The sequence below is a fragment of the Alteribacillus iranensis genome (genome assembly GCF_900113025.1).
Classification (GTDB): Bacteria; Bacillota; Bacilli; order Bacillales; family Marinococcaceae; genus Alteribacillus_A; species Alteribacillus_A iranensis.
This window is the reverse complement of sequence record NZ_FONT01000002.1, coordinates 293,430-306,151: the sequence shown is the minus strand read 5'-3', so window position 1 is coordinate 306,151 and position 12,722 is coordinate 293,430. Positions and strand designations below refer to the sequence as shown.

At 40.2% G+C, this 12,722-nt stretch carries 11 protein-coding genes; 10 read left to right on the top strand and 1 reads right to left on the bottom strand.

What is annotated here, in order from left to right:
• Positions 1-49 precede the first annotated feature (49 nt).
• The 6 genes from BM095_RS05470 to BM095_RS05445 all read left to right on the top strand — a co-directional run bounded on the left by BM095_RS05470 (position 50) and on the right by BM095_RS05445 (position 7,232).
• Positions 50-1,330: a sigma-54 interaction domain-containing protein gene (locus BM095_RS05470; protein WP_245757822.1), complete on the top strand. Its 1,281-nt coding sequence runs from the start codon at positions 50-52 to the stop codon at positions 1,328-1,330.
• The gene (locus BM095_RS05465) at positions 1,323-2,111 is read left to right on the top strand and encodes a carbon-nitrogen hydrolase family protein (protein ID WP_091658610.1); all 789 of its coding nucleotides are present in this window, start codon (positions 1,323-1,325) and stop codon (positions 2,109-2,111) included. The genes BM095_RS05470 and BM095_RS05465 overlap by 8 nt, the downstream gene beginning before the upstream one ends.
• Positions 2,112-2,489: 378 nt before the next feature.
• Positions 2,490-3,374 (top strand): LysR family transcriptional regulator, encoded by an 885-nt coding sequence (locus tag BM095_RS05460; protein ID WP_091658608.1) that lies wholly within the window; start codon positions 2,490-2,492, stop codon positions 3,372-3,374.
• Positions 3,375-3,537: 163 nt separating this feature from the next.
• Complete coding sequence (locus BM095_RS05455; RefSeq protein WP_177194707.1) at positions 3,538-4,104, top strand: cupin domain-containing protein; 567 nt, start codon at positions 3,538-3,540, stop codon at positions 4,102-4,104.
• 96 nt (positions 4,105-4,200) lie between these two features.
• Entirely contained in the window at positions 4,201-6,174 is a 1,974-nt protein-coding gene (locus tag BM095_RS05450) for a TRAP transporter permease (RefSeq protein WP_245757821.1), read from the top strand.
• Positions 6,175-6,206: 32 nt separating this feature from the next.
• Positions 6,207-7,232: a TAXI family TRAP transporter solute-binding subunit gene (locus tag BM095_RS05445; protein WP_091658602.1), complete on the top strand. Its 1,026-nt coding sequence runs from the start codon at positions 6,207-6,209 to the stop codon at positions 7,230-7,232.
• A gap of 239 nt (positions 7,233-7,471) precedes the next feature.
• Here the strand turns inward: BM095_RS05445 and BM095_RS05440 are convergent, their stop codons facing one another.
• Positions 7,472-7,897: a hypothetical protein gene (locus tag BM095_RS05440; protein ID WP_091658600.1), complete on the bottom strand. Its 426-nt coding sequence runs from the start codon at positions 7,895-7,897 to the stop codon at positions 7,472-7,474.
• A 1,217-nt stretch (positions 7,898-9,114) separates the two neighbouring features.
• Here BM095_RS05440 and BM095_RS05435 point away from each other — a divergent pair.
• The 4 genes from BM095_RS05435 to BM095_RS05420 are packed head-to-tail and all read left to right on the top strand — an operon-like array spanning position 9,115 to position 12,703.
• Entirely contained in the window at positions 9,115-9,882 is a 768-nt protein-coding gene (locus tag BM095_RS05435; protein WP_091658597.1) for an IclR family transcriptional regulator, read from the top strand.
• A 31-nt stretch (positions 9,883-9,913) separates the two neighbouring features.
• Positions 9,914-11,158 (top strand): 3-isopropylmalate dehydratase large subunit, encoded by a 1,245-nt coding sequence (locus BM095_RS05430; RefSeq protein WP_091658594.1) that lies wholly within the window; start codon positions 9,914-9,916, stop codon positions 11,156-11,158.
• A gap of 1 nt (position 11,159) precedes the next feature.
• The gene (locus BM095_RS05425; RefSeq protein WP_091658592.1) at positions 11,160-11,654 is read left to right on the top strand and encodes a 3-isopropylmalate dehydratase small subunit; all 495 of its coding nucleotides are present in this window, start codon (positions 11,160-11,162) and stop codon (positions 11,652-11,654) included.
• 35 nt (positions 11,655-11,689) lie between these two features.
• A complete protein-coding gene (locus BM095_RS05420) occupies positions 11,690-12,703 on the top strand; it encodes a tripartite tricarboxylate transporter substrate binding protein (protein ID WP_091658589.1) in 1,014 nt (337 codons plus the stop codon).
• Positions 12,704-12,722: the final 19 nt, after the last annotated feature.

Here is a 12,722-nt window from a genome sequence, read left to right as displayed (position 1 = left end):
AAAATCATTAAAGATGAAAATAATCATCACTATAGGGGTGTTCATGCGAATGAATAATATTAGACAATTGCTCTGTATGATCGATCACAAAGGAATCATTCAAGATATAAAAGGAGATCAGGAAGAGGTATTTGACGTATCTCCGCCGATGCTTTCAGTCGGGTCTTCCTTTTACTCCGTTCCATGGAATTCCGTGTTTATTGAGCCCTTCTATCTTGATCACAGTAAATCGCAGCCGCTAACGACAAACACAGGAAAAAAAGTTTTCTTTCATTATTATCCTGTTAAAGCAGGCACAAGCTTATTTGAAGGAAGTGTATGTACCTTCACTAACACCTCGCCCGCGGTAAAATGGAAAACCGAGAGCTCTCTTATTTTGAAATCTTCGTCGATGCAACAAATCATGACAATTATCCAAAATGTCTCGCACGTAGATTCTACCATTCTTATTTTAGGAGAATCGGGGGTCGGTAAAAGTGTACTGGCCAAATTCATTCACGAAAGAAGCAAACGGAATGAGGGGCCTTTTCTTTCTATTAATTGTGGGACATTGCCTGAGAATTTGATTGAGTCTGAACTCTTTGGATATGAAGCAGGTACATTTACTGGTGGCAGCAATCAGGGGAAGAAGGGGCTGTTTGAAGCAGCAGAGAAGGGCTCTATTTTATTGGATGAAATTGCTGAATTGCCATTTTTTGTTCAATCGAAACTTCTAGATGTTGTTCAAAGAAATAAAATTCGAAAAGTAGGTGGGGTCCAAGAGAAAGATATTGATGTTCGCATCATGGCGGCCACCAACAAAGATTTATCGAAGCTCGTAGCAGAAGGGAAATTCCGGGAAGATTTATTCTACCGATTAAATGTTGTTCCTATCAATATTCCACCTTTGCGGGAGAGAAAAGAAGACCTTCCGGAGTTGATAGATCACTATTTAGCGTTTTTTAATCAAAAATATGATCGCCATGTCACGCTGAGTGAAGAAATGATCCACGATTTCATGAACGATGACTGGCCGGGGAACATCCGGGAATTAACAAACAAAATAGAAAGAATCGTCGTTACAAACAACCTTCCGAGCGGGAATCATGCTCTGCCTTCTGAGGAGAGAAACAGTCCCAACCTGAAAGCAGAGAGAATGGATGCTGCCGCTTTTCCATCCTTAAAGGAAGCAAAAGCACAAACAGAAAAAGACCTCATTTTGAAAGTCTATGATATTTATAAAAATACGTACAAAACAGCAAAAATACTAAATGTCGATCAGTCTACCATATCCAAGAAGATAAAAAAATACAGAGATGAAGATAAAAAGGAGAAGGCAGCGTATGAGTGAGCGAGTGATGAAATTAGCTTTAGCACAGCTTAGGTGTGAACTTTTAGATAAAGAATACAATCTCAGAAGGATTCTATTCAGCATCGAATCAGCGAATAAAAAAGGAGCCGATTTTATCTTATTCCCTGAATTGTGCCTAAGCGGCTATATGATGAGCACAGAATTATACCGTATTGCCGAACCCGTAACCGGTGACAGTATCATGAAAATTGCGGAAACGGCGAAAGAAAATAATATAGGGGTAGTCGTGGGGTTCCCTGAGAAAGAGGGAGAGAAGCTCTATAACTCTGCAGCGGTTATTGATAGAGATGGTTCCTTGCTCTGCACCTATCGCAAAACACACTTATACCATACAGAACATGATTTTTTCACCCCCGGCGATCGTTTTCCAACTATTGAGCTTGGAGTCGGTAAAGTCGGAATTCTAATTACCTATGACATGGAGTTTCCTGAAGCCCCGCGGATACTTGCTAAAAAGGGAGTTGAAATCATTCTCGTCCTTGAAGCCAATATGGTACCTTATCAAAAACACCAGGATATTTACTTGCGGTCCAGAGCTCTTGAAAATCATATTTATATGGCCGCCACAAACAAAGTAGGTTTGCATGTGGATAACGTATTTTTCGGCGAAAGCCAAATCGTTCACCCAAACGGCCACTCCTTATACAAAGCAGGGAACAATGAAGAGCTTCCAGTCATAGAGGTTCCGTTAAACGAAGCGAAAGCGGCAGTAGGAGTACTTGACTATCTAAATAACCGCCGTGAAGATCTTTACATGTAAAGTAGCAGACAAATTAAAGAACTGCACTCCGGCTAGCCATCCTCTATCCCCAGTGGCTTGGTAGAACGCAAGGAACATTGATATTCTTAGCACTCTTACGCTCCGCCGTTGAAACCAAATAATAACTCTTCACAAGTGACGCCCGCTCCCTTGGTTTTGCATCATTCTAGCGGGTGTCCTGTAGGTTTAGACAAAAACTGATGGTGTAAAACGATTTTTATGCAATGTGAGGAATTGATGCATTTCATTTAGTGTTAACAACAGTTTGCAGTTTCCTGATCACAAACGAAGCTCCTTCATCTCTTTTCTACTTCATTATCGATTTCTGTTATTATAGTAAACCATTGATTGAATTTTACATAACAGGAGGTTCATCATATGCTCTTAAGGCAACTAGAATATTTTGTGGCTGTCTGTGAAGAACTGCATTTTACTAGAGCCGCGGAAAAATTAGGGATCACTCAACCGTCGTTAAGCCAGCAAATTCGTGAGCTGGAACATGAAATGGGTACTCCGCTGTTTGATCGTATCGGGAAGAAAATCTCGATCACATCTAGTGGGAAACTGCTTTTAGAACACAGTCAAAAAATATTTCAAGAACTGGAGGAGGCTCACATCGCGATCAGTGAATTAAATGGACTTCAGAAAGGCCATATAAAAATTGGATCGTTATTGACTGTAGTTAATTATCTGCTTCCTCCCACAGTCATTGAGTTCCGGAGCATTTATCCGGGCATCAAGTTATCCATTCTCGGGTTACGAACTGTTGACATCTATTCCAAATTGTTAGAAGGGGACTTAGACATCGGGGTCGTTTCCTTACCTGTCATGGACGATAGGTTTGAATTTATTTCCCTTTACAGTGAGGAAATTTCTCTGGCTGTTTCAGTCAATCATGAATTATCAAACGAGGACTCTCTCTCTTTAGAGATTCTAAAAACAACGGATTCTATTTTACCTCCTACGCATTACTACCTCCGACAGGCCATCAATGAATCCTGCAAGATGCTGGGATTTGAACCAAAACCTGTACTCGAAATGACGACGATGGAGTCTATCATTAACATGGTGAAGCAGAATGTGGGGGTATCTGTTTTGCCAAGACCTTACCTGGATTATCTGAAAAATAAAGATATAAAAATTATCCCTATCACCGCGCCTGCACCAACAAGAGAGATCGGCATAATTTATCAAAAGGAAAAGTATTTATCTTTGGCGGTGCGTGAATTTATTAAACAACTTGAAAAACGTCCACTTGCATAATTGCAAATGAAGGTTCCTGGTTCTGTCACATCATTTTGTCTTTATCATAGGTGAAAACTATCGAAACTATATAAATAATTGAATTGATCTATGATTATTCCTCTCCTATACTAAAAATATGAAAGAAATAAACATTCAAAAATTTCAAAGTGGAGGGTCTTATATGTCAGTCAATCCAGGTAAAATTCTTCCGTATGTTGATTATGTAGAGGCAATGAGAAAACCGTTGCTTTCACCGGCGATGTGGAAATGGGACGATATTGAGAATCAGTTATATTCTAGTGATAGTGATCGTCGCCATTTAGTTACACTCGGGCATCCAGAGTTGGAAGAAGAAGCTTCGGCTGTTCATGATTTAGCTATCGTGATCCAAGTGATAAAACCAGGTGAAAAGAGCAATCTTCACCGCCATGGCCCTTGGGCGATTCACTTCGTAGTAAGGGGAGAAGGCTATACAGCCATCAATGATGAAAAGTATCATTGGGGATTTGGGGATACCGTGTTAACACCAGCTTGGACGTATCACGAGCATGTCAATACAAGTGAAACAGAAGATGCCATTCTCTATACATTCCAAAACAGCCCAGCTCTAAGCAGGAGTAATAATCTATTTCGTGAAGAGCCTGCGGGCTTGCCTCCTAAACATGTGTTACAGAAAGACGATCCGAACCAATCGTTCCAACCGGAACCACCCGTGACAGCGAATAACGATGTAACGAACTGGAAGTAAGTAAATGCTGGATTCAGAGAAAAATCTCTGAATTCAGCATAAAATCATCTTTTTGAAAGCGCTATTTTAAGCATACAGAGGAAAGGGGGCAACGATGTGAGTCATCTCAAGGAAGAGAGTGTCACAACACCAACTCAAAATAATGAGAAAGAAATAAACACGGAATCGCAGATGAAACAATATATAGGCCCTATGAGCAAAATATTAACTGCTATTTTTATATTCTGGTTTATTTTCCAGATGTATTTTAGCAGCATTGGAATCTTGGACGCGATTAAATTAAGAGCATGGACCCTTGGCTTTTTACTCGTTTTAACATTCCTTTTATTTCCTGCGAAAAAGGTTCAGAGAAAAATCCGTAGATTGCCAACAAAGATGGACATGTTACTCATATTCTTATCGATTGCTTCTGTCGGTTATCTCATCCTAATGTTCGATACGTTTGCCCGAGAGTGGGGCGGGATTCACCGTTCGAACTGGAACTATGTGTTCGGCGGAATAGGAATTATTATGCTATTCGAAGCGAGTCGGCGTGTGGTTGGAAATATTTTGACAATCATCGCGGCCGTATTCTTGCTGTATGATATCTTCGGAGAAGTGGTTCCGGGAGTACTAGGTCATCGGGGCTTTTCCCTTGAACGTATTATCGATCTAATGTTTTGGGGACCTTCTGGAATATTTGGAATTGCCTTAGGTGTATTTGCGACATATGTATTTATGTTTGTATTGTTTGGAGCATTTTTGAAAAACAGTGGATTTTCTGACTTTATTAATGACTTAGCGTTGACACTTGCCGGACGCTCTGCTGGCGGTCCAGCAAAAGTATCTGTCATCGGGAGTGCAACCATGGGAATGATTAGCGGCAGTGCGGTTGGTAATGTTGTAACTACAGGAGCCATAACCATTCCTTTAATGAAGAAAACTGGTTATTCCTCCCGTTTTGCTGGAGCGGTAGAAGCAGTGGCGTCAACCGGAGGGTTATTTGCTCCTCCTATCATGGGAGCAGCCGGTTTTATCATGGCTGAATTTATTGGAGTCCCATACTCAACAATCATGTTAGCAGCAATTATCCCAGCTTTGTTGTATTTTATTACGATTTTCATGGCTGTCCACTTTGAAGCAAAGCGAATCGGACTATCTGGAATTTCAAAGGAGAATATACCGAATGCACTGCAGCTATTAAAAGATAGAGGGCACCTTTTACTACCGTTAATTGTATTAGTGTGGCTGCTAGTAACTGGTGTCACCCCGATTTATGCTGCCGTCTGGGCGCTGGGTGCCACGGTTGTGGCCAGCTGGTTTAGAAAATCAACACGTATGGGCTGGAAAGACATTATTCGCTCCATTGAAGAAGGCTGTCGAGGGGCAATCATTGTCGGTATAGCCTGTTCGATAGTTGGAATAATCGTTGGCACCATAACGCTGACAAGTTTGGGCTTAGTCATAGGAAATAACATTCTCCACTTCGCTGGAGAAAACTTATTTCTAGCTGGCTTTTTGACTATGATCATTAGTATTATTCTTGGGATGGGAATGCCGGCTACGGCTGCATATATCATTGTAGCGACGATTTCGGCACCAGTATTAGTAGAATTAGGAGTGCCAGCTATCGTTGCACACATGTTTGCATTCGTTTATGCTTCTTTATCAAATATAACACCTCCAGTTGCTCTTTCGTCTTACGCAGCTTCGGGAATTGCTGGTGTCTCACCTAATAGGCTTTCTTTTACAGCGATTAAACTTGGGATAACAGGCTTTATTATTCCGTTCTTCTTTCTGTACAATCCCGTGTTACTGTTTAGCGGTGAAAATATAGGAGGAAGTATCCAAGCACTTATAACGGCAAGCATTGGTGTTGTCTGCCTGGCTGGCGGTCTTCAAGGTTGGTTAATAGGGAAAGCATCCATTCTTCAAAGAATTTCCCTTTTTATTATCGCACTTTTAATGATTACACCAAGTCTCGTTACAGACGCAGCAGGTATAGTAGTCTTGGCTTTAATAGTGATTTGGCAACGAATCAGTACAGGAAAAGACAGGAATATGTCTGCCAGTGTGAATTCTGCAGGGTAAATTTTTAACTTAGGGGAGGAGTCAAATTGAGTATGAAGAAAATTGGTTTTATCGCAATTATGGTAATTGCTGTGATGAGTATGATTGGTTGCGTGGATGAAACAGGTCAACCTGCTAGTGACTCTACAGGTGAAAATGCAGAAGCAAAAGGGTATCTTCAAGAAACGGATAACTACAAAATAAGCTTTACTACTGGGGGGGAGACAGGAGTTCTTTATCCATTAGGAGCAATCATGAGTGATTTCTGGTCAGGTGAGTTACCGAATGTGGAAGCAACATCCTCAGCTTCCAATGGAAGTACTCAAAACCTTACCTTCCTTTCCCAAGGGGAAGCGGAAGTTGGTTTAACGATGGGGAATGTACTCATGGAAGCGTATCATGGGGAAGGTGATTTTGAAGGGGAACCATATGAAGACGTGAGAGTATTGGCTGGATTACATCAAAATTATGATTACATCGTTGCTCGAGAAGGTTCTGGTGTGGAATCCGTTAAGGATTTAGAAGGACGCGATTTTGTTCCTGGAGCAACTGGCAGTGGTACGGAGAAAGTCTCACGATTAATTTTAGATGCGTATGGGCTTAGTATTGATGATGTAAATGCTTCTTTTGTGGGATTTGGGGAAGCAACAGAATTAATGAGAAATAAACAAATTGATGCTGCGATTATCAGCTCAGGCATCCCGGCCTCAGCGGTGACAGAAGCACTAAGCACTGCAGACGGTAAATTATTAGATATAGATGAAGAACAGAGAGACAAGTTAGTAGAAGAAAACAGTTTCTATATTAAGTCAGAGATTCCCGCAGGAACTTATGACGGACAAGAGGAAGCTGTAAAAACGACATCTCTTCAAAATATACTCGTTACCGACGCTAGCATGCCAGATGACGTGGCTTATGACCTAGTAAAAAGCTTCTGGGAAAACCAAGAGCAAATGGAAGGCTCACACGGCGTATTCGATGAATTTGACGTGGAGAATGTAATGCTAGGAACGGGCGAGGTACCATTCCATCCAGGAGCAAAAAAGTACTATGAAGAGCAGGGTGTGTTAGAGGAATAATCGATGTCACAAAATGTGGCTCCAGCTTGTATTTGACGTGTAATTCATGTATGAAATGGCAGTATATTTTTTGTATATGAAAGGACCTTAAATATACTGCCTATGTACAAAAGGTGTATATTTAAGGTCTGTTGATCATGGAGCTTATTCAAGTAAAACACCCAATAGCGAAAGAGGAACGCTTTAATGATTTTCAATAATTCATACCAACCATGCCTCCATCATGTCAGCATAGTCTTTTACACTAATTTTTTAAACCAGTTAATCAACGGAGGGATCTCATCACGATAAACGGTAGCGATCACATGGTTCCCATCTGTTACGAACAGAGAATCGGAAGGAACATTGTTTTCCTCGATAACTTCAGATATTCCGCTATCTGGCCAGTCTGTTCCGCATAAAAATGGTGGCTCTGATCCAACTAAAAAACCTGAAGGATCTTTTTCCAGCTGGGAAATCAACTTGTGATTGAGATCATAGCCTACAAATTCATACATTTGATTATGTACCTCTGTAATAATGGTTAGCTCATATAATGATGTTCGAAATAATCTTTTTCGTTCTTGCATATCCGGTTTAACTTTGAATTCTATTTCTTTTAGTTTCAGCGGTTTTGTTTTTTCGACATGATAGGTTGCTTGTTCTAAATCCATCGTAACTTTCATAACTTCATCCTCCTCTTTGAAGTCCTACCAAGAAAATGCGGAAAACATACACTAAGCAATTTTCGGCACAAAGCAAGCCGATATGTCCTACGCTAAGGAAAATAGTTACATTTTTAATGAGCGATTCATGAGTGTATGCTTCCATATATGTATACAATTATGAATCAACCATAACGTATGTTTTCCGCAAAATGGTAGGGGTAGCTCTAAAATTGTTCAACCTTCTATAATGACTAATACAACCCTGTATCAGCTAATTTTTATGAACGATGTAATTTTTAATAAAACATCATCAACTCCTCCCACAATCACTTTAAGAATCCAACTATTACAGTAATCCACCAGATGGTTACTTCTCCGTTAATGTATCTGCTTCTAACATTTTCTATCGTTTTTGGTGTCCCATAATCATATCTTAAAAAATCAACACAAGTAGAATCTATAATAATTAGTTCACTATTGTTAACAGCAAGAATAAAACCACCCTTATTCCCGGCGGTGGAAACTCAGCGATCGACTGGCCAGATTGAGCCCATCGCATAGAAAGCCTTATACTGCATGAGTATGCTAGGGTCATCGCTGGAAACCAATACAGCAAGAAGCCTAGATGAAATTTACAGATCAATAATATGAGTTATGAGAAAGACATTGTCGGAAGAGGCAATGTCTTCTTTTTATATCTTTATCAGGATGGTGAATAACATAAAAAATGTATAGTACTCCTCTAAACTATCAGGCTGTTGTTGCTAAGAGAATGACTTCGGGCGACGCATAATTGAATATTTTTCATCCAATGAAATAACAACAAATCTGGATAAAGTATCACGTACGACGTGCAAAAGGAGTTATATAACTATCAAAATGTCATCACTTTCATGAATGACAACATCAAATGATACGGCATGATGTTGAGATAGTAGATGAGGAGAAAGTTTTTAAAGAGGTTAATTTGAAAAATTTTCTGCCCGATATTTGGAAATTTCACCACCAATATTATATTAAAAAAATAAATAACTAGGGATACTAATTGATCATTTGTATTTTAAAAGACAAAGGTTATTAAAATCTAAGGGTTCTAGATAATTTTATTATTGTAAAAAAATTTTAAAACATTTCAAAAAATAATTGACATTGAATACGCTTACATATAAAATTACATTTATAAGTTCATATAGTAAACATATTGTTCACGATGTGAACAGAGGGAGGAGGGGAGAATGAGTACTGCTTCAAAAGGGACCGTACAATCTGTAGAACGTGCGATCGATTTATTATATTGCTTTACATTAAATGACTATGAATTGTCTATAAACGATTTTGTCGAAAGAACCAATCTTAATAGAACGACAGTATTTCGTCTTCTAAACTCTTTAAAAGTAAAAGGACTAATCACGCGAAACGAACAAAGTGGTTTATACCGATTAGGACTTCCCATGATCGGCATGGGGCAAATTGTTAGCGAAAATATAGATGTCCGAAAGGAAGCTTTCCCTGTATTAAAGCAATTGTCGAAAGAAACTGGGGAAACAGTCGGCTTAAATATCATACAAGCCAATCGGCGTGTGTGTGTGGAAAAAGTGGATGGGAGCGAAGATATTCGGCAATTTGTCAGGCTTGGCTATCCTTATTCGCTTGTCAAAGGAGCATCCGGGAAAACACTCCTAGCCTTTTGTTCCAAAGCATTTATTGAGCATGCGCTGAGGGAGTGGGAGGACCTAAATAATGAAACGATAGACAGAGCAAGTTACTTTGAGGAACTTGATAACATACGTAGCCAAAAAGTTGCTGTGAGTGAAAATGATAGAGTATTTGGAGCTTGCTCCATCTCAGCCCCGATTTTCGATGCAAACAAAAACCTTGTGGCTGGTGTGTCGTTGTCAGGCTTGTCCATGAAATTAACCGAAAATTTAAAAGAAAAATACACAGAACTTATTCGCGATGCAGGAAAAAAGATTTCAGAAGCAATGGGTTATGAATGGGAGTAAAAATAGATAGCAAGGAAAGGAGAAAAATAAATTGGCCCAAACAATTATAGAGAAGATTATCTCAAAACATGCAGGCCATGACGCAAAGGAAGGGGAGATTACTTTAGTTCAAGTGGATGGCACGATGGCATCTGATACCACGGCACCACTTGCGATTCAATCGTTTGAAAATATGGGTGGAAAACAAGTGTGGGACCCATCACGTGTATCCTTAGTAATCGACCATGCTTCCCCAGCTCCAAATCAAAGAATCGCTAATCTTCATTCAATGATGAGGGAGTTTGCTAATCAACAAAACATTAAATTATATGACGTGGGAGAAGGTATCTGTCATCAACTTATGGTGGAGAACAAACATGTGAAACCTGGAGACTTATTTTTGGGAGCTGACTCTCACACTTGTACGTACGGAGCCCTTGGAGCTTTTGCAACAGGTGTAGGTTCAACAGACTTAGCAGGTGTTTGGTTGACAGGGAAAACATGGGTAAAAGTCCCACCAACGATCCAGATTCGTCTCCATGGAAAGTTGCAGACAGGAGTTTCAGCCAAAGATCTCGTTTTACATCTTGTCGGCACACTTGGCATTGAAGGAGCAACGTATCAAGCCATTGAGTATACAGGTGAAGCCTTACATCATCTGTCGCTTGCAAGTCGGATGACCCTGGCTAATATGTCCATTGAGATGGGGGCAAAAGCAGGTTTAGTAGATACCATCGGCTTAGAATGGGAGGACGAATTTGAAGCGATTCACGCAGATGAAGATGCGGAATACAAGCAAGTAATTGATGTAGATGTATCCAAAATAGAATCGCAAATTTCTGTTCCTCATTCTCCTGACCATGTTCAACCTATTAGTAAAGTAAAAGACACCCCCATTCAACAAGCATTTATTGGAAGTTGCACGAACGGAAGACTCGAGGATTTACATGAAGCTGCGAAAATTTTAGAAGGAAATAAAATTGCACCTCATGTCCGTCTCATTATTGCACCTGCATCTAAGAAGGTGTTAGATGATGCTTTATCCGATGGGACTGTACAAATCTTAACTAGAGCTGGGGCTTCTTTTATTACGTCAGGGTGCGGACCTTGCGTAGGTACCCATCAAGGAATTCCTGGAAGTAATGAAAATATTATCTCTTCTTCCAACCGTAATTTTCAAGGCCGAATGGGAAATCCAGAGTCCAATGTGTACCTAGCTTCACCGGCAGTGGTAGCTGCCACAGCGTTACATGGAAAAATAACGGATCCTTCACAAGCAGAGGAGGTTGGTGTGTAACATGAAATTAACAGGCAACGCACATGTATATGGAAGTAACATTGATACGGATCGAATTATCCCAGGGAAATACACAAAAACATTAGATATGTCTCAACTAGCAGACCATGTACTCGAAGACCTCGATCCAGATTTTCGAAAGAATGTGAAAGAGGGAGATGTTATTGTAGCTGATGACAATTTTGGATGCGGATCATCACGTGAACAAGCCCCATTGGCATTAAAAGCGGCAGGAATTTCAGCGGTTGTTGCCCGCTCATATGCAAGAATTTTCTTTAGAAACGCTATCAATGTCGGCCTTCCTGTGATTGAGGCAAGTGATCATGCCATTGAAAAGGAGAACATCGTACAAGTCGACTTAATGAATGGCATTATTTTCAATAAGACAAAAAATGAAACCTATCAAGGGACAACCATGCCGCGGGTGATGATTAATATTTTAGAAGAAGGCGGTTTAGTTCCTTATTTAAAAAAACATAAAGATTACGTGTTGTAGTTGTTAGAAAAAACAAATTTTTAGGAGGGTTTCAAATGAATAAAAAGTGGTTCACTTCAGGAATATTAGCGGGCTCTCTCGCTGTACTGGCAGCGTGCGGTGGCGGAGAAGAAAATAGCAATAGCAGCAATGCAGAAAGTGATAATAGTTGGCCGGATGAAGAACTGACGTTAGTGGTACCTTATAGCGTTGGAGGTTCGGCGGACAGACAAGCAAGAGCGTTAGCTCCGATTCTTGAAGAAGAGTTAGATACGTCTGTCGTTGTTGAAAACAGAGAAGGTGGAGGTGGTGCTTCTGGTACAAACGCCCATAAACAAAATGATCCAGAGGATGGAACTCATATTATTTATCAGTCCCATCCCCATTTTGAAGCAGGGATTGTTAGAGAAGCAGGATATGAGTTTGAAGACTTTGACATCTTAGGCATCACCCACTCTTCTCCAATTACAATCTGGGTAGATAAAGACTCTGAATATGAAACAATGGAAGATTTATTAGTTGGAATTGAAAATAATCCTGGAGATTTAAGTTATGCGATGATGTCTAGTTCCTGGTCTGATATATCGGTGAAAATGATAATGGATGAGTTAGGATTGGAAGTACGTGACGTGCCATATGATGGCGGTGGACCTATGAGAACTGCATTGATGGGTGGAGAAGTAGACTTTATTGCTTCCGATATTGAAGGTACCCTTGCAGGGGCTGGGGAAGACTTACGCCCACTAGCTATTTTTAGTAATGAGCCGTATGAGCATGCTGCTGATGTTCCGTTGATTAACGATGTCATGGAAGAAATGGGAGAAGATGCTGAATTCCCAGCTGTTTCGAACCGAAGATTTGTCCAAGTGAAAAGCCAATTCCAAGAGAGCCATCCGGAGCGGTGGGAAACGTTAGAAGCTGCTTTTGAAAGCGCTGTAGAAAGTGAAGAATTTAAACAGTGGGGCGAGGACCAATCGATGTATCTCGGATGGATTCCATCAGAAGAAGCAACGGAAAGCTTAAGTCAAACGGTTGAAGTTATCTATGACTATCAAGATCTGTTTCAATAATTCCTGCAATGAAAGGAAT